This is a genomic window from Paenibacillus oryzisoli (assembly GCF_001653565.1).
GTDB classification, from domain to species: domain Bacteria; phylum Bacillota; class Bacilli; order Paenibacillales; family NBRC-103111; genus Paenibacillus_E; species Paenibacillus_E oryzisoli.
Genome location: NZ_LYPB01000049.1, coordinates 188846 through 207732, shown reverse-complemented (window position 1 = coordinate 207732; position 18887 = coordinate 188846). Strand labels below are relative to the sequence as shown.

15 protein-coding genes are annotated in these 18887 nt (G+C 46.6%); 12 read left to right on the top strand and 3 right to left on the bottom strand.

Annotated elements, in window-relative coordinates:
- Positions 1 to 48 precede the first annotated feature (48 nt).
- Together A8708_RS06995 and A8708_RS06990 are read right to left on the bottom strand one after the other, a co-directional pair.
- Positions 49 to 1122, bottom strand: a complete 1074-nt coding sequence (locus A8708_RS06995) for an amidohydrolase family protein (protein ID WP_068662779.1) — start codon at positions 1120 to 1122, stop codon at positions 49 to 51.
- A gap of 17 nt (positions 1123 to 1139) precedes the next feature.
- Positions 1140 to 1493: a Rieske (2Fe-2S) protein gene (locus tag A8708_RS06990; RefSeq protein WP_068662778.1), complete on the bottom strand. Its 354-nt coding sequence runs from the start codon at positions 1491 to 1493 to the stop codon at positions 1140 to 1142.
- 121 nt (positions 1494 to 1614) lie between these two features.
- Between A8708_RS06990 and A8708_RS06985 the strand changes: the two genes are divergently transcribed.
- The 8 genes from A8708_RS06985 to A8708_RS06950 all read left to right on the top strand — a co-directional run bounded on the left by A8708_RS06985 (position 1615) and on the right by A8708_RS06950 (position 12587).
- Positions 1615 to 2412, top strand: coding sequence for a helix-turn-helix domain-containing protein (locus A8708_RS06985; protein WP_068662777.1), 798 nt, complete (start codon positions 1615 to 1617; stop codon positions 2410 to 2412).
- Complete coding sequence (locus tag A8708_RS06980) at positions 2409 to 4142, top strand: sensor histidine kinase (protein WP_068662776.1); 1734 nt, start codon at positions 2409 to 2411, stop codon at positions 4140 to 4142. The genes A8708_RS06985 and A8708_RS06980 overlap by 4 nt, the downstream gene beginning before the upstream one ends.
- On the top strand, positions 4142 to 5743 hold the full coding sequence (locus A8708_RS06975; RefSeq protein ID WP_068662775.1) for a response regulator: 1602 nt from the start codon (positions 4142 to 4144) through the stop codon (positions 5741 to 5743). The genes A8708_RS06980 and A8708_RS06975 overlap by 1 nt, the downstream gene beginning before the upstream one ends.
- 445 nt (positions 5744 to 6188) lie before the next feature.
- The gene (locus A8708_RS06970; RefSeq protein ID WP_068662774.1) at positions 6189 to 7139 is read left to right on the top strand and encodes an ABC transporter permease; all 951 of its coding nucleotides are present in this window, start codon (positions 6189 to 6191) and stop codon (positions 7137 to 7139) included.
- Between the two features lie 20 nt (positions 7140 to 7159).
- Positions 7160 to 8026, top strand: coding sequence for a carbohydrate ABC transporter permease (locus tag A8708_RS06965; protein WP_157264579.1), 867 nt, complete (start codon positions 7160 to 7162; stop codon positions 8024 to 8026).
- Between the two features lie 60 nt (positions 8027 to 8086).
- The gene (locus tag A8708_RS06960; RefSeq protein WP_068662773.1) at positions 8087 to 9592 is read left to right on the top strand and encodes an extracellular solute-binding protein; all 1506 of its coding nucleotides are present in this window, start codon (positions 8087 to 8089) and stop codon (positions 9590 to 9592) included.
- Between the two features lie 205 nt (positions 9593 to 9797).
- Complete coding sequence (gabT, locus tag A8708_RS06955; RefSeq protein WP_068662772.1) at positions 9798 to 11153, top strand: 4-aminobutyrate--2-oxoglutarate transaminase; 1356 nt, start codon at positions 9798 to 9800, stop codon at positions 11151 to 11153.
- Between the two features lie 9 nt (positions 11154 to 11162).
- Positions 11163 to 12587, top strand: a complete 1425-nt coding sequence (locus A8708_RS06950; RefSeq protein WP_068662771.1) for an aldehyde dehydrogenase family protein — start codon at positions 11163 to 11165, stop codon at positions 12585 to 12587.
- A 143-nt stretch (positions 12588 to 12730) separates the two neighbouring features.
- Here the strand turns inward: A8708_RS06950 and A8708_RS06945 are convergent, their stop codons facing one another.
- A complete protein-coding gene (locus A8708_RS06945) occupies positions 12731 to 12937 on the bottom strand; it encodes a hypothetical protein (RefSeq protein ID WP_068662770.1) in 207 nt (68 codons plus the stop codon).
- A 148-nt stretch (positions 12938 to 13085) separates the two neighbouring features.
- On the opposite strand from A8708_RS06945, the gene A8708_RS06940 reads away from it, so the two are divergent.
- From A8708_RS06940 to murA, 4 genes are all read left to right on the top strand, one after another.
- Positions 13086 to 14012, top strand: coding sequence for a ketopantoate reductase family protein (locus tag A8708_RS06940; protein ID WP_068662769.1), 927 nt, complete (start codon positions 13086 to 13088; stop codon positions 14010 to 14012).
- A 267-nt stretch (positions 14013 to 14279) separates the two neighbouring features.
- Positions 14280 to 16712 carry an RNA polymerase recycling motor HelD gene (gene helD / locus A8708_RS06935; protein ID WP_068662768.1) on the top strand — a complete coding sequence of 811 codons (2433 nt, stop codon included), beginning with the start codon at positions 14280 to 14282 and terminating at the stop codon, positions 16710 to 16712.
- A gap of 172 nt (positions 16713 to 16884) precedes the next feature.
- Positions 16885 to 17556 carry an FHA domain-containing protein gene (locus tag A8708_RS06930; protein WP_239696575.1) on the top strand — a complete coding sequence of 224 codons (672 nt, stop codon included), beginning with the start codon at positions 16885 to 16887 and terminating at the stop codon, positions 17554 to 17556.
- Positions 17557 to 17575: 19 nt separating this feature from the next.
- Positions 17576 to 18868, top strand: coding sequence for a UDP-N-acetylglucosamine 1-carboxyvinyltransferase (gene murA / locus A8708_RS06925; protein WP_068662766.1), 1293 nt, complete (start codon positions 17576 to 17578; stop codon positions 18866 to 18868).
- Positions 18869 to 18887 lie beyond the last annotated feature (19 nt).

Below are 18887 nucleotides of genomic sequence, written 5' to 3'. Positions count from 1 at the left end.
TAACTCCCCTGCCCCTCATTATTAGAGGAGTAGGGGAGTTTTGTACATTTACTTCAGTTTAAATAACTGCCGAGCATTTTCGCTGAAAATTTTCCTCTTCTTCTCAATCGGAAGGCGCTGCAGGATTTTCGTCGGATCGTCGAAATCCCAGTGCGGGTAGTCGCTGGAGAAGAGCAGCATATTCTCAGCGTCGAACATATTGAACATGGCTTCGAGATGCTTGAAGTCATCCGGTTCTTCGATCGGCTGAGTCGTCATGAAGCAGTGGTCGCGCACATATTCGCTCGGCATACGCTTCAGCCATGGCGTGGAGGAACGCAAAGCTTTGAAATTTTTGTCCAGCCGCCATAATAGGGGAGGCAGCCACGTGACGCCACCTTCGCAGAACACCACTTTAAACCCGGGATACTTCTCAAAAACACCTTCGCACACGAAGCTAACCAGATGCGCCATGAAGGTTTGCGGTAAGCAAGTGTGCCACTGCAAATAGTTCGATACATAGCCTACCGCTGTCGGTGGGTTAAAGGAACCTGCACCTTCGGCACCCGGATGGATGACTAATGGAAGTCCGTTGCGCTCACATGCTTCGTAAATCGGATGGAAGAAACGCTGCCCGTATGGCATCCGAGCACCGCCGATCACGCTGACAGCGACGATGTCTGGATGCGGGCCGACTCGGTCTATCTCGCGTGCTGCCTCTAAGGGATCTTGGGTACCGATGCACAGGTAGCCCTTGAACTTCGGGCTAACGGGCAGCCATTCGGCGATTAGATAATCGTTGTAGGCTCGGCATACGGCTGCCACATGATCGCTGTCTGCATAACCAGAGATGCCAATGACTGAATCGGAGCACAGCAGCGCGTAATCAAGGTTGAACGGTTCGACCAGATGCTCGAGCATGTAATGCGGATCGGATCCGAGCGGTAGCCCGCTAGGTGGATCCGCATCTTTGCGCTTGCTGCCAATTGGCGACGAATAGGGAAGCCCAGCTCCGGGTAAACCGAACCGCTCGGCATGGCTCCTCCATGGCTCATCAAGGTAAGGGATCAAGTCTTTACTACTACGGAACTGATTGTGTACATCACAGTCGATAACAGGCAACTTCTCTTTGTTGGGATTCATCTCATATCTCCTCCTTATTAACCAATCATGATACCAATTTGACCATCTTCAACGACGACAGGGTAGGTGCGTGTCCGCACTTTATCGCTGAATAATGACTTGCCCGTCTTGAGATCGAATTCCCATCCATGCCAAGGGCAGCGTAAAATTTCTTGATCGCGCCCATAGATGAATTCATACACTTGAGATTCGAGGGTTGTTCCGCAGACGACGCCTTTGCATAACTCGGCCCCTTGATGCGGGCAATAATTATGAACAGCATAATACTCACCTTTGACGTTGTAGACCCCGATGGAGCGTTGTTCGATTTGTACGATTTTAAATGAACCGGATGGAATATCTTCAATGGAAGCGACCGGATATATGGCCATAATGTTCAGCCCCCTTAAGCTTTGTTAGTTCAATCTTAAGGGAATTGCTGAAAAAAAACTATTGCGGAAACAACTGTTTTTTGTATAATTCTAAGGTAAGAGGCAAGGAGGGATATGTACGATGATGCAGCTCGTTTCTGTATTTATTGATGATATGAACGCAGATTGGCAGAAGGAGGAATCAGCGACCTTAACGGACATGTTGATTCTTGTGACGCATGGCAAAGTGACATATATTGTGGAGAATGATCCGGTGTATTTGGAGAAAGGTGACTTTCTGTATATTCGACAAGGTGCGATGCGCTCAGGAACAAATTCCCCAGACGGCCCTCATGTGAAGTATTCATCGCATTTTCAGTTGCACCCTGGGCAGTCTGGACACGAAATGAAAGCGTTCACGAATCTTGAACCGTATCGAAAAGTGAAGGCTCAGCAATTCGACTATATCAAGCAACGGTTCAGCACACTTGCGCAGCATTGGTTCGGCCAGCGAGAGCATGCCGACATCATCTGCACAGGGATTGCAACCGAGCTGTTCGGGTATTTTGTGCAAGAAACATCGGAAGAACGATTTGGCTATGCGAAGCTGCGATTGATGCGCGAAGTGCAAGACTATATCTCTGCCCACTATCGGGATCGCATCCGCATTGAGGAGCTGTCCCAACTAGTAGACCGTGCTCCCAATTATGTGACGCAAACATTCAAGGAAGTAACGGGCATGACACCAATTACCTATCTACATCACATTCGTGTGCATGCTTCGCGCGACTTGATCCTTAACACAAGAATGACAATCGGCGAGATTTCGGAGTATTTGGGATATAGCGATCAGGCTCATTTCAACCGTGTGTTCAAAAAAATAATGGGCCACCCGCCCTCAGCTGTGCAGCGGGAAGTCCAAAGAGGTGGCCTGCGATGAAGCTGCTTAATCGGCTGCATTCCATTCAATTTAAGCTAACGCTTACCTTTCTGCTTATCTTGCTGCCGCTCGTTAGCGTCAGTGTTTTTGCCAATAATTATTCCCAGTCCATTCTGGATGATCAGATTAATGACCGCACCCGAGGTGCGTTATTGACGACCCTCGAGTATGTAGATCAACTGACGAAAAACATGGATCAACAAACGCTGCTTATCTCACTGAATTCGTCCATTGTCGATATTTGGAACAATATTGATAACCCTCTCAGTCCAGATCATCTGTATGGACTACATACGGTACAGCAGCAATTAAGCGCACTTACCAATGTGAATGGCTCTATCAAAGAGGCGTTTATCATTCATGGGGAAAGCGGGAATGGTGTATCCACGATGACGGGTGGTTTGAGATGGCCGGATGTGAAACAGGAGTTCTGGTTCAAGCAAACCGTGAACTCGAATGGCGGGCTTGTGGTGCATGTGCCGACGGCGAAAGTCGGTGGCGCGTCTGCCTATCTGAATAGCGATATGATTTATTATTCTCGGCTGCTCGATATGCAGAGCAACAGCAAAGAGCCAAACGTGCTCGTGCTTGCCGTAGACAAAATTTCCGTTCGCAAAATTATTCAACATCTCCAGACTTCTGACAATATGAACATTAAATTGGCCTATAATAATGGTTTCGTGTTAGAAACGAATCCGAATGCTATACACGGGAACGGCAGTGAGAAAGATGTGATGTCAATTAAAGAAGAGAGTAACTTCTGGTCAATTGAGCTGGAGCAGCCGCGCTCGGAATTGTTCAAGCTGACGCATAGGTTACAACAGTTTACGTATTTGATTATTTTTATCAGTATCATCATGGCAGTGTGGATTGCGTGGCTCGTGTATGTGGAAATTTCTAAGCCGCTATCGAAACTATTGGCAGCATTTAAGCAGTTCAGTGGCGGCAGCCTGAATACACAAATTGTACACCGACGCAAGGATAAATTCGGTGCCGTCATGAATGGCTTTAACCGAATGGCAGAGGCACAACGGCTACTCATAGAGGAGGATTACGTGAAGGAACTCCGACTCGCCAAATCGGAATTTAGCCTTCTGCAATCGCAGATTAATCCGCATTTTTTATATAACACGTTAGATTCCATCTATTCCGTTGCATATAAGAATAAAATTCACGAGATTAGTGAAATGGTCATTAATCTTGCCCGATTCTTCCGGGTCAGTCTCGGTAAGGGGCGTGAGACGTTTACGCTGGAGGAGACGGTTCAGCATCTGATGTACTATATCCGAGTGCAGCAGATTCGTTCAGATCATTTTACAGTTGTGATCACATTAGAGGAATCTACCAAGTCGATTCAAATCCTGAAGCTGCTCTTACAGCCTGTCGTTGAAAATGCCATCATTCATGGGTTAGAACGCAATCCATCGGGGGGCGAACTAAGAATTAGCTCGAACTTGGAGGACGGTTTCCTGTTCATACAGGTGGAAGACACCGGTTTGGGAATTCCACCAGAGAAGATGAATCACCTGAACAGCGAGCTGAGTACGATTACAAGCCATACGTATCGGATTTCTAAGAGCAGCCCTCCGGATTTGTATTTTGGACTGAAGAATGTCAAGTCACGAATCAAGCTGTATTACGGTGAACAGGCAGATTTGCAGGTGCACAGCGTTGTGAATGAGAGAACGAAGGTCATAATTAAGATTCCACTTGGAAAGGATGAAGCGTGATGAAGTTGTTGATTGTGGAGGATGAGCGCTACGTTCGCGAGAGATTGGCAGAGGGCATCGAGTGGGCCGAGGTGCAGATTGAACTGGCAGCTGCCGTGTCCACGGGCAAAGAAGCGATGTCTGTCCTTCAGAATGATCATATTGATATCGTACTGACGGATATTCGAATGCCAGAGATGGATGGATTGGAACTGGCGAAGATTGTCAAACGGCAGTACCCGCATATGAAGCTGCTGATTCTGACCGGTCACGACGATTTTGATTATGCTCGGGAAAGTATTGAGCAAGGCGTATTCAAATATTTGATCAAGCCGGCAGAGAATGAGCAGATTATAGAGGCTGTGCTGGAAGCGAAGCAGTTAAGGGAAAAAGAGCTGAACGAAAAGCATAATACCACGCTGCTCGAAATGCGGTGGAACGAACATTTGCCCCATCTGAAGGAGTTGTTTTATAAAAATTGGTTGAACGGCCGGTTCTCCGCCTGGGAAATCGATCGACGAGGTCATGACCTTGCCATAGACCTAGCAAATCGAAAGATGCTGCCCATTATTCTGGATATGGATCCAATCCCCGATGGAAATGAGCGCTTTGAGGTGAAGGACCGTCAGTTGGTGCAGTTCTCACTGTTTACGATTGCTCGGGATATGCTGGAGAATGAGAACTGTGTTGTCGTACAGGATGACGATAGCTTGACAGCAGCTATCTTCTTTGCTTCTACGGACGAAGGGGACGACGCGATGAAAGGGCTAGCGAACGGGCAGATTCTTGCGCTGTTGGAGACGGTCAAGGACACACTGAAGTTGACTGCAAGTGCTGGAATAGGTACTCCAGTGGCTGAGAGCGCTTCGTTGCCCAGGGCTTACAAGATGTGCCGTCTTGCACTGCAAGAGAGGCTAATTCTTGGCAACGGCGTTGCGATTCCATACCGTGACGATGTACCTGAGGAAGATTCTTGGGACGAACTGCAAGAGATCGAACGTGAGTTTGAGGCGGTGATCGAGGCGGGCAGCGAAGAGGAGCGGAGAGAAGAGACCATCCGTCGTATTATGGAGACGGGGTTTGCCAGTGGCATACCCGTGGTGGAAGCACGAGAGGTCTTGTTCCGGATGGCTTGTTTACTTGCACGGATTGTACACGCGCAAGGCTGGACATTGCGAGGAACGCTGAAAAGCGACTATGAAGACTTCGAGTCGTTCGCTTCTTTGCTTACCCGGGAGCAGATTGCAGGATGGCTGAATCGGATGGCAGGCCGAATCAGTTTGGCTATCGCACAGCGAAGACAGTCCAGCTCACAGCGGACCGCACATGAGGTCATGCGATTTATTCAAGAGCATTTGCATAAGGAAGAGCTGAGTTTACATTTTGCAGCGGAAAGCATGTACATTAATTATTCGTACTTAAGTCGAATTTTCAAAGAAACGATTGGGGAATCGTTCTCAAGTTATGTGCTGCGCCTTCGGATGGAGCGGGCCAAGGAGTTATTGAGCACAGGAGTCAAGGTATCCGATGCATCGGAGCAGGTCGGTTACCGTCATATGAACTATTTCTCCAAGAGTTTCCAGAAGTTCTGGGGCGTTAAACCGAGCGAGGTTAACAAATAAAGGCCAATCCTGTGATTGGCTTTTTCTCGTCGGAGTAATGATGTGCTGGGTTATGAAATAACTGGAAAATATACATCTAATTCGGTGGGGATTTTCTATTTTATAGTAGTAACTGTAAAAACTACATCTAATTTCAAGCGATTGTCTCAGAAACAGCAGAAACTCTTAAATTAGCTGTATATTTTCCAGTTAAACTTGAAATTCCAACATAAATCCATGAAATAACTGGAGGTTTTCCAGTTAAATACAAGGTTGGTGTGGATTTGATCTAGGTAGGTGAGGTTTTCCAGTTAACCCTACGTGTGGCTTCGATTTGCTCTAACTCAGGAAGTAAAAATAGTTGCAATGATAGTAAAAGGATTGGTATACGCTTTCAAATCGGCAAGGGATATAATGAGGGCACAGAAGTTCAAAACCAGCAACTAGGAGAGGAGAGATCCAAGATATGAAAGCCTCAGTCCCTGCCGCAACAACTCATGTGCTGACAAGCAAGCGAGCCAATCGCCATCCGCTGCTTAAGTATTGGGATCTTTATTTAATGGTTCTACCCGCGCTGGTGTTCCTGCTAGTGTTCAAATACGGACCGATGTACGGAGTCGTCATTGCCTTTAAAGACTACAACATTATGCAAGGGGTATTAGCAAGTAAATGGGTTGGTTTACAGTATTTCCGAGAGTTGTTTATGTTCGATGAGTTTCCGAGAGTAGTGATCAACACACTCGTAATCAGCTTGATGAAGCTGGTCATCGGATTCCCGGCACCAATCTTGCTCGCGCTTCTGCTAAATGAGCTTCGCCTTGCTATTTTCAAGCGTTGGGTTCAGACGTTTACGTACTTGCCGCATTTCATCTCGTGGGTCGTGATCGGCGGAATCGCAGTCGACTTGCTGTCACCGAGCAGCGGAATCGTGAACAAATTGATTCAAGCATTTGGCGGAGAGCCCATCTTCTTCTTAACGAGTGAGTCATGGTTTCGCTGGATTCTCGTGTACACCGATGTTTGGAAGGAAGCCGGATGGGGAGCCATCATTTACCTGGCGGCATTGCTTAGCATCAATGAAGAATTGTTCCAAGCAGCAACCGTAGATGGAGCGGGAAGGCTTCGACAAATCTGGCACATCTCATTGCCGAGTATTCGCTCAACCATTATTATTCTGCTACTGCTCCGAATTGGTCATTTACTCGATGCTGGTTTCGAGCAAGTGCTCGTCATGTACAACCCAACCGTCTACGATGTCGGTGATATTATTGATACGTACGTATTCCGAGTGGGATTAGGGACCATGCAGTTCGGATTGACTACCGCAGCGGGGCTGTTTAAATCAGTCATTGGTTGTGTGCTGTTAGTTATTGCAAATACGCTTGCCCGCCGAATGGGTGAGGAAGGAATTTACTAACTTAGAGAGGTGGTGCTAGTGTGATTCGTACTAGAGGAGAAACCGTATTCAGCTACATTAACGTGTTCATTCTTTCGCTCATATCGCTGTCGATGATTCTGCCGTTCATCCATGTGGCAGCCAAAGCGTTCAGCAGCGAAGCACATGTGCTAGCCAAAGACATTTTATTATGGCCCAAGGGAATAACTACAATTTCATTCGAATACGTGCTTTCAAATAAACAATTTTACTATTCGTTCGGTAACTCGGTTTTCATTGCAATCGTCGGGACGATCATCAGCATGGCATTGACGGTGCTCGCAGCGTATCCGCTTTCCCGCAAAGGCTTACCGTACACGCGCTTTATGATGTTGCTATTCGTGATCACCATGTTCTTCAATGGTGGACTCATTCCGACATATCTCGTTGTAAAACAAGTTGGACTGCTCAACTCGTTATGGTCGCTCATTTTGCCAACTGCGCTGGCTCCGTTTAATATGATTCTGATCCGCAACTTCTTCATGGGCGTACCGGACTCGCTTGAGGAATCTGCCCGAATGGACGGGGCGTCGAACTTGCGCATTCTGACTTCCATTTACCTGCCATTATCCGTACCTGCACTGGCTACCGTTGGCATGTTCTATGCAGTTGGTTACTGGAATGCATTCTTCCAAGCGATGATGTACATCACCGACCGGCAGTTAATGCCGCTACAAATGTTTCTCTTACAACTCGTTACCGATGAGAAATCAGCTGATCTGGTTGTGAATGATGTATTTCGCGAAGTTACCCCGGAAACGATCCGGGCGGCGGCCATTCTGTGCGCGGTAGTTCCTATTCTGTTCGTGTATCCGTTCATTCAACGATATTTCGTCAAAGGGGTTATGTTGGGTGCAGTCAAAGGGTAATGGCCAACCTGCGAGCACACCCGTTATTTCTTATAAACAATTTAGGGGAGGTTATATTCAATGATAATCAAAAAAGCAACGCTTGTGGGCATGTCATCTGTCCTGCTGGTTGGACTTGTGGCAGGTTGTAGTGGTAATAACGCAGCTCCTGCAAGCACTAGCCCTGCAACGACAAGTTCAAGTGGTGGGGTTAAAAACAAGGAACTGAAAGTGATGCGCATGTATCATCCTGCCATGGAACAATACAAGGGCAACGATACGATTAATGATAATAAGCTAGTCAACGTGCTGAAGGAGAAATCCGGGTACAATGTGAAATTTGAGTCACTGCCCAAGGACAACCCCAACCAGAAGATTTCGATCATTCTAGCCTCAGGTGATGTCCCCGATATTATGTGGATTCCAGGCAAATCTGACTACTTTAAGTTAGCGCAGCAAGGGGCATTTGAGCCACTTGACGAGTTGGTTTCAACTAATATTCCTAATCTATCTTCATTTCTGCCTAAAGAAATTCTCGACGCCTCCAAGTTGGATGGTAAAATGTACGGCATTCCCGTACGTGTTGCCCAAAAAGTTGGCAACGGCCTTCTGGAGCGCTCTGACATTCTGAAGGAGCTCAACTTGAAAGAACCGACTACGATCGATGAGATGTACACGACGCTCAAGACGATCAAAGAGAAAAAGAACTTAGCGCCTCTCACTGGGGCTGCTGGCAATCCTGGTGCGTTTATGTCTTCTTTCCTGCCTTACGCATCAGCATTCGGAGTAGGTACCTCCACGGTGAATAAAAATGGTAAGTTAGAATTCGCATGGCTGCAACCGGAATATAAAGAATACCTCACGACTATGAAGAAATGGTATTCCGAAGGCCTAATCGACCAAGAATTCGCTATCAATAAAGATATTAAGGATAAGATGATCAACGGTACTGCCGCTTTCGGTACGGTGTATTGGGGCGATGCGCTGACGATTGATACCTCAATCAAAGATAAGAAGACCGGAGGAACCTTGCAGTATATCGCTCCAGTTAGCGGTAAGAATGGCGCCTCAGGCTTCCAAGAGGAAGGTATCCCAGGAAACTATATCGTTATTCCAAAGCAAGCTAAGAATAAGGAAGGCGCTGCCGCTTTCATCAATTACATTCTGAATGGGGATACGGACAAATTTTTGACATACGGAATTGAAGGTCAGGATTACAAGGTGGATAACGGGCAAATCGTGCAGACGCCAGAACAGAGCAACAACATTCCATGGCGGACATTGTACTTCTTCGGTGACAGTGACCCGAGTTTCAATGCGCGTTTGAAGGTCAAAGGATTCCTTCCGTATTACGAGCCGTTGCTGAAATTCAAACAAAATCGTGAAGAAACTGCATACGCACCTTCAATTGAGGCTTACGATACGAAGTTTACAGAGTTGCGTAACTACACAGAAGAGAACGCTTTGAAATTTATTATGGGCAAAAGAGATCTAGGCGAGTTTGATAAGTTTGTGCAGGAGTTCAACGCTAAGGGTGGCAAGGCTGCTATCGATGCGATGAATGAATGGTTTACCAAAAAGAAATAGAAATTTCGGCGTGGATTGTGCTGATTTGAATAAGGAGGGTCCCGAAGCCATGAATATGGTGGGGGCCCTTTTTGTTCTATTTCCTATTTTATTATCTTCTACATAATCGTATTTCAATAAGTACAGTCATAAAATAAAGGAGAAAGTAGTGGGTATAAAGGAGATCATAATGGGATTTATCTAACTAGTAAAGGGGAATAGGAACATGCACATCGCGCGTAAATTTGCATCAGTACCCTCCAAATTACAGGGTGGCCGCACGCAGGAACTCATGGATAAAAGACAAGCGTTCGTACCCAGGGGTGTTGCTAACAATACGCCTATTTTTGTTGAAAAAGCTGAAGGCGCTTTGATTTATGACGTGGATGGTAATGTGTTCCTTGATTTTGCGGGTGCCATCGGGACGTTGAATGTGGGGCATTGCCCGCCTGAAGTTATCAAAGCTGTTCAAGATCAACTTGAAAAATATATTCATCCTTGTTTCCATGTTGCTATGTATGAACCGTATCTGAAGCTAGCAGAGAAATTGGCGCACATCACGCCAGGCAGCTTCCCGAAGAAAACGATCTTCTTGAATAGCGGTGCAGAAGCCGTTGAAAATGCTGTGAAAATTGCCAGGAAATTTACAGGGAAATCAGGCATTGTCTCCTTTTCGCGAGGATTCCATGGTCGGACGCTCTTAGGCATGTCGCTTACAAGCAAAGTCAGACCCTATAAGTTCCAGATGGGGCCGTTTGCTCCAGCCACCTACAAAGCGCAGTTTCCGTATCCGATGAATCGTCCGCAAGGCATGTCAGAGATAGAGTATGCGCGCTATTGTGTTCAGCAATTTGAGGATTTCCTTCTTACAGACGTAGCACCAGAAGAGTTAGCGGCAGTCATTATGGAGCCGATCCAAGGTGAAGGTGGCTTTATCGTGCCTCCGAAGGATTTTGTTCAAGGTGTATATAAAATTTGTAAAAAAAACCATATTTTATTCATTGCTGATGAAATACAAACTGGTTTCGGGCGGACGGGAGAAATGTTTGCTTCGACTCATTTTGAGATTGAGCCCGATTTGATGACGATGTCGAAATCCATTGGAGCAGGACTGCCGATTTCGGCGGTAATTGGGCGTTCGGAGATTATGGATGCGCCTGCACCAGGTGAAATCGGCGGGACGTATGGCGGCAGTCCACTTGGTTGTGTGGCAGCACTAGCGGTTATCGAGAAGATAGAACGCGAGAATCTCGTTGAACGATCACGGGTTATCGGTGAAACAATCCGCAGTTTCTTTACGGACTTGCAGAAGACGGTTCCACACATTGCCGAGGTTAGAGGTTTAGGGGCGATGTGTGCGATTGAATTCGTTCATCCTGATACGAAAGAACCGGATAAAGCGAATGCAGCAGCGATTCAAAAAGGCTGCTATGAAGCCGGCGTTATCCTATTAAGCGCTGGGGTGCATAGCAATGTGATTCGTTTCCTGACCCCACTCGTCATCTCCGATGAAGAGCTCGCGGAAGGCCTTGATATCATCCAACATGTTATAATTGAGCGATATGCCGAAGAGAGAAAGTAGGGAATACAGATGAAGAGGCATTTGTTTATTAACGGACAATGGAAAGAAGCTGCTCGTTACGAAGCACTTTACTCACCGTATTCAGGGGAGTGGCTTGCAGACGTAGGGTATGCGAATGTAGCGGAAACGGATGAAGCGATTGGAGCTGCGCAAGCAGCCGCACCGATCATGGCTCACATGCCCGCGCACGAGCGTACGACTATTTTATATAAAGTGGCTGGATTGTTGGAACAACGCAAAGAGGAGCTTTCTCGACTAGTTGCTTTGGAAGCGGCTAAACCGCTCAAGACCGCGCGAGGCGAACTCGTCCGGACGATCCAAACGTATAAATTCGCTGCGATGGAAGCAAGTCGAATCCATGGCGAAACGGTTCCTCTAGATGCAGCGCCTGGCGGAGAGGGCCGCATTGCCTTTACGCAGCGCAAACCGCTAGGTGTGATCGCGGCTATCACGCCTTTTAACTTCCCTTTTAATTTGGTTGCACATAAAGTCGGTCCTGCGATTGCCGCAGGGAACACAATTGTGCTCAAACCTGCAGGGCAAACACCACTTTCCGCCTTGATGCTTGCAGAAATTTTTCAAGAAGCCGGACTTCCTAATGGGGCACTGAATGTCATTCCTGGGCCTGGTTCGGTGGTGGGCGAGAAGCTCGTGAGTGATTCGCGTGTGAAGGCAGTTACTTTCACTGGCAGCCCTGCAGTCGGGATTGCGTTGAAAAACAAAGCAGGTTTAAAGCGAGTTACCTTAGAGTTAGGATCGAATTCAGCTTTAATTATAGATCAAGCCTATGAGTTGACAGATGAGTTAATCAGTCGCTGTGTACTCGGTGCCTTTTCATATAGTGGTCAAGTCTGTATTTCTATTCAGCGGATACTCGTCCATGTGTCACATCATGATGATTTTATGCTTCGATTCAAAGCACAAGTGGAGAAATTGGTGATGGGTGATCCGCTAGAAGAGACGACGGATGTGTCTGCGCTGATTAGTGAGAGGGATGTGCGTCGGATGCAGGATTGGGTGGATAGTGCAGTGTCCAAAGGAGCCCTTGTGATCACGGGCGGCAAAGAGCTAAATTCTCGCATATATCCTCCGACCATTCTGACGAATGTTGCTGCTAACGAGCCTGTTTCTTGTGAAGAAGTGTTCGGACCCCTTGTTACGGTTTCCTCGTTCACCTCGCTTGATCAAGCCATCAACGATGTGAATCAATCCCGCTATGGTCTACAAGCAGGGATCTATACGAATGACATCCGTGCCGCGCTGCACGCTGCCCAGCAGTTGGAAGTAGGCGGTGTCATGATTAATGATTTCCCCACGTTCCGCGTGGATAACATGCCCTATGGGGGTGTGAAGGAAAGTGGCTTCGGACGGGAAGGCATCCGCTATGCGGTGGAGGAGTTGACGGAGTTGAAGCTCATTTCAATTAAGTTATAGGCGTGAAAAAAGCACCCTTTGGGGTGCTTTCGTATGATATGCGATGATTAGGATTACATAGCATGGCTAAAGATAACTTGGTGAAGCTGCACGAACCAATTAACTGGAAAATGTACTGCTATTTCAGCTCTTTATTCTGCCTTTTAGTCACCCAAAAGGGCATTGAGAACCAAGAGATGTTCTCTTTTGTCCAGACAATGAAGCGCATCTTGAACCGTATGCATCGATAACTCTTTATTCGCAATTTCCTGAACCGAAATTTTCTCAATCGGCTTTTGGCTATATGACTCACAAAAAACTTCTACAAACTTTTGATTTGTTTGCTCCGTTATTTGGGGCTGCTTTTTCATGGTGCCCTCCTACTAACGAAATAGAATATCATCCGACAAATACTAAAAAACTGATGGTTGATCAAGGAATAGTAAAAATTTATAATCACATCATCCAACATGTTGTCTGATGAATAAAATGAAATGTTAATACGTAGGAGTGGTTTTAATGTCAGCAAAACAAGTTAGAATTTTAATTTTTGGTGCAGGTGTCATTGGGAGCATGTACGCAATTAAGCTTATTGAAGCAGGGTTTGACGTTAGCCTATTTGCACATTTTAATAGATTTAAATCATTAAGAGAAAATGGCCTGCAATATACAAAAAAAGGTAGAGTTAGATCAATCCAAGTGAATGTCATTGATACGCTCGAAAGTGACGATATATACGATTTTATTTTCGTTACCGTCCGTTATGATCGGTCCGAATCAGCGTTGTTAGCGCTAAAAAATAATCAAAGCAAACATATAGTTACGATGACTAATAATTCAATTGGATTTTCTTCGTGGCTGAATATCGTAGGGGATAGACTTTTGCCGGCTTTTCCCGGCTTCGGCGGACAGATTAAAGATGGCGTATTGCATCCTCGATTTCTACCAAAGATGATAGCGGCAACTGCATTTGGAGAAATAAACGGTGAAGTGACTGAACGCACTGAAAACCTCGCGAAAGTATTTAAAACAGCAAAGCTTCCCTACGTTATTAAAAAGGATATGCTAGCGTATCTAATCACACATTCCGTATCAGACATTGCATTGTTGAGCGCTTTGTATTCTGAGAATCAGATAACTGACAACAAAACAGCCAGAACCAGAAAGATGGCAAGCCAAATAACAGTCACTCTAAAAGCTTATCTGAGGGAAATACAACAAGCTGGCGTTTCAATTGATCCGCCAATGCTTAAGATAGTGGTTAAATGTCCAAACTTATTTTTGAATCTTTTCTTTATGACATGGCTGCGAACTAAAATGGTTAGGGATATGATGTTGCCGGATTATGCGAATAATGCCAACAAGGAGATTGTGCAGCTGAGGAATGATTTGATGAAATTTTTAAGTCAAAATGAAATCAAAACGGAACCTAACGGGAAACGATAATTGAACAACAATATCGGAGGTCCCGAGGTGGACTCCAGGTTAAAATGAAAAAAGAAGAATCGGCAGAAATGCCGGTTCTTCTTGCTCAATCCTATATTTACACACGAGAGTGTTTTATGTTAAGATACAAAGACCATTGGCCTTTTATTAATTTAACGCATAACTATTACATCTTATCTTTAATTAAATTTTAGCATGAATAAAGGCAGGTTGTCAAATATTTTTTATTTTTTTCACACAAGATCTTAAAGGAGCGTGTTCGTGAAGATGATAAAGGGAAACGAATGGCAGCAAGAACAACAACGATTAGACCTCGTTACGGATAAATTGCGTTCTGCAATCTCAGAAATTGAACCCGAAGTCGTGGGGTTACGCGATCAGGTGACAGACTTCCGCAAACGTTTTTGGGAAGAAGTGTCGATCAACACGAGCACGCATGAAGATTTCGAGGAAGCCTTCTATAGCATAAGACAGCAAGAAACATTGTTATCGGAGCGGGAACGGAGTCACGGGCAGCGGATGCAGCGATTGAAGAGCATGAAGCGGTTGTTGCCCTCGCCGTATTTCGGTCGAATAGATTTTCAAGAAGAGGGGTTCAGCTTCAGCGAACCTATTTATATCGGCGTTTCGTCTTTCGTAGACGTAGACGGCTTAAGCTTCCTGGTGTATGACTGGCGAACACCTATTGCAAGTATGTACTACGACTACTCCCCAGGAGCTTCGGCCTATGACACGCCAGGAGGTCGAGTTGCAGGGGAGATGACGCTGAAGCGGCAATATCACATCGGCGACGGCAAGCTCAAGCGTGTGTTCGATACGAGTGTAACGATCGGGGATGAGTTGCTCCAAGAAGTGCTTGCGCAAGGAGCAGATTCACAAATGAAGAGCATTGTAGCGACGATTCAGAAGGAACAAAATGCCATCATTCGCAACGATAAGACTCGCATGCTTATTGTGCAGGGAGCGGCAGGCAGTGGCAAGACGTCAGCAGCATTGCAGCGGGCTGCCTATCTATTATATAAGCACCGCGATAAGCTTAAAGCGGACCAAATCGTGCTTTTTTCCCCGAATCCGATGTTCAATAGTTATGTCTCAACGGTTCTTCCTGAGCTCGGTGAGGAAAATATGCAGCAAACGACCATCCAAGAATATTTGGTGTATTGGCTGGGATCCACGTTAGAGCTGGAAAGTCCATTCGAGCAGATCGAATATATGCTGACATCCCTTTCTTCGCAAGCGTATGAAGCACGACGAAGTGGCGTTCAGTATAAAGCATCTGAAGCTTTCCTCCATGCCTTGCAGCAGTACGCGATATGGTTGGGGAAAGAAGGCATGCTGTTCCGAAGCATCCGATTCCAGGAACGTGAGTTGATTACCGCGGAGCGGATTCAACTGCAATTCTACAGCTATGACCCTACGATTCGTCTGGCTAATCGAGTTCTTCTTTTACAGGAATGGATCCTGCAACAGCTGACTTTGCTCGAGCGCAAAGAACAAAGAGCGCATTGGGTGCAAGATGAGCTCGATTACCTCGACAACGAGCAATACGCCGAAGCTTACAGAGAGTTGCTCAAGAAATATAAGCAGGAAGAGGAAGTAGTCCTTCATATGAACGAGCAGCTGCTGGATGATTATGGACAGTTTCTTGGCAAGGGGGAAGACGAAGAGCAGGATATTGATTTTGCTATGCAGGAAATAGAAGGACTTCTTCGGAAGATGATCGTGAGTGGACACTATAAGCCATTGCGAAATGACGTTAAGCGATTTAAGTTTATCGATATCATCGGATTGTACGATCAGTTATTCAGCGATGAGGCTGCGTATCGAGGAATGACGAATGAGACCGTGATACCCGAACAATGGACGGAAATTTGCAGGCAAACGAAGGAGAAGCTGAGTCGAGGTGAGCTGTTTTATGAGGATGCAGCGCCGTTCTTATGCTTGAAAGAATTCGTAGAGGGGACGCGGAGGAACACGAATGTGCGACACGTATTTGTCGATGAAGGCCAGGATTATTCCCCTTTCCAATTCTACTTCCTTAAGCAGCTATTTCCCCGTGCCAATATGACAGTTCTCGGAGATTTTAGCCAAGCGATTTTCCCACAGGCGACCAATCTGTCCGAGCTGAATTCGCCGTTGATTCGGCTATACGGCCAAGAGGAAACGAATCTGATTCGACTTGTACGAAGCTATCGCTCCACCAGCGAGATTGTTGCGTTTACGAAGGCGTTACTGCCTGGCGTAGAAATTGTGCCTTTTGAACGGAGTGAAGAGAAGCCGCGTCTCATTAAGGTGAGCAACCCTGCAGAGAGAGTTGAGCGAATGCTAGCGCATCTCGCTGAATTAAAGGCAGAGGGTTTCGCGTCGATTGGCGTTATTACGAAGACTGCAGCGGAGAGTCGCGAAGCCTATGAAGCTTTGATGTCAGCGGGTTCAGAGGCGATGCGGCTTATTACGAAGGAAACGTTGACCTTTGAAAAAGGAACCATGATCATACCCGCATATCTCGCCAAAGGTGTCGAGTTCGATGCCGTATTGATTTATGATGCATCTGCACACGTGTACGATCGTGAGAGTGAACGTAAGTTATTTTATACCGCATGTACGCGTGCGATGCACCGGCTTCTACTCTATACGACAGGGGAATGGACACCATTTATTCAGTCACTGGATGCGAATTTATACGAAGCAGAGGGTTAATAGGCAGGGTAAATTATGACTGAAATATGAGTGATCCGTCAGTGTGCAGGGGTTTTATTCAGCGTCAGTTTGAGGTACGATAATTAATGGGGTTATTTCCCAAGAAGTGAGGTAAGCTGCATGCGCAAAAACGGAGGGGACACTACTGGATAACTTTGCATGCTTATATGTTGTGCGCGGTGAGCCCTATCGAGCGGGCACTTGCGTGAATTTGAATGAGGATGAAACGAACATCGGCCGGATATCCCAGGAGTTAACGCCGGATTTGGCGTTTACGAACGCTTTTATTTCCCGAAAGCATATCATCATCCGCAAAGAGCAAGACAAAGCGGTGCTCTATGATTTGGGAAGTCGCCATGGGACTGAAATTAACGGCGTACAGTTAACGCCGCATACCCCGTATCCGTTGAACAATTTTGATATTATTAGGCTTGCCAAAGGGATGACCGTCATCCATTTCTCTTATATGTTTGCCGATCAAACGCTTGAAATCGAACCGCTCAGCATCACCAGACAGCTAGAAATTCCTAAACTTCCACTGGAAATAAGTTGGGAGAAAAGAGAGTGTGTGGTGGATGGCAAGCGGATCGCGATGTCCGAGAAAGAATATCTATTGATTCGTGTGCTGCATGAGCATATCAACAGACTCGTTCCGCTGGAGGAAATTAAATCCAAGGTATGGCCAGAAAGATCACCGGGGGCAGCAGGTTTCTTGGATGTGTCACTCGACGAACTGAACGCCTTGGTGTATCGGGTACGCAAAAAGTACGGAAAAGACACCTTTCTCATTAGTGCCATTCGCGGCGGGGGTTATATGCTCGAATCCGATTTGAAATCGTCATAACGAAAGTTGGGGACCCTTCATGAAGTATATACAAACGGAGTACTCAGGCCCACTGAACGGAACAGTACACATACCTGGAGCAAAGAATAGTTCTCTTGCCTTACTCGCAGCTGCCTGTCTGGCGGATAATATCGTAACATTAGAAGGAATTCCACACATAGATGATGTCCGTCTTATCGCGGATATTGGCCGAGATATCGGCCTCAAGCTCACACAGGCAGGCGGACAGGTCATTATAGATCCACGCTGGATTCACAGCTCCGTCATTGATCCTGGCAAAGCATCGAGCTACAGAGCGTCTTATTATTTCGTTGGCGCGCTGCTGTCCAAATTCGGCAGAGTCACGATTGGATTGCCTGGTGGGGACGATTTCGTTTCAAGACCGATGGATCAGCATATCAAGGTGTTCCAAGCGCTTGGCGCTCAAGTCCGCATCTTCAAGGATTATTATGAGGTTGAAGCGGCAGAGTTGAGGGGAGCGGACATTTATTTCGACACAATTACCTCTGGAGCGACGATGAATGCGATGATGATGGCTGTGTTGGCCAAAGGGCGGACTCAGCTGCACAATGCGGCTGTGGATCCGGAGGTATGCGATACGGCAAGATTCCTGAATCAGCTCGGTGCACGTATTTATGGGGCAGGTACGGATCGCATTCGTATTGAAGGAGTTCCTTACTTGAACGGGGGCTTCCACACGGTCATTCCAGACCGACTCATTGCTGGGGCTTTCTTAATGGCAGCTGGGCTCAATGGGGGACAAATTACGGTTAAAGATGTTATTCCGGAGCATCTGGGTTCCTGTCTAGCGAAACTGGAGGAAGTCGGACTGCATGTGGAATGCGGTGAAAATAGTATTACAGCTTATGGTTCTGGCTTACTGAAAGCAACGCGCATTCGTGCAGGCATGTATCCAAGCTTTGCTACTGATCTACAGCAACCCATGACCGCGCTCTTGTTGCAGGCTCAGGGCAAGAGTATTGTTACCGATCGTGTCTATCCGAAAAGGTTCGCTCATGTTCCGCAGCTAAGGCGGCTTGGTGCGGAAATAGAGATACGCCAAGAATCAGCATTTATTCGCGGTGGGCTCCCCTTGCGAGGGGGCTGGGTGCACGCGACGGATGTGCGTGCCGGAATTTGCATGCTGATGGCCGGTTTCACGGCGGAGGGCAGCACGTGTATAACAGGGGTCGAGCACATCGAGCGCGGCTATGAGGACGTTATTGGCAGCTTTAGATCGATCGGTGGTAAGCTCTCGATGCGCGAGCTGGATGCTCAAGAGATTTCCAGCCGAATTCACATGCAAGGATAACGGTGATCTCTTTGATAAT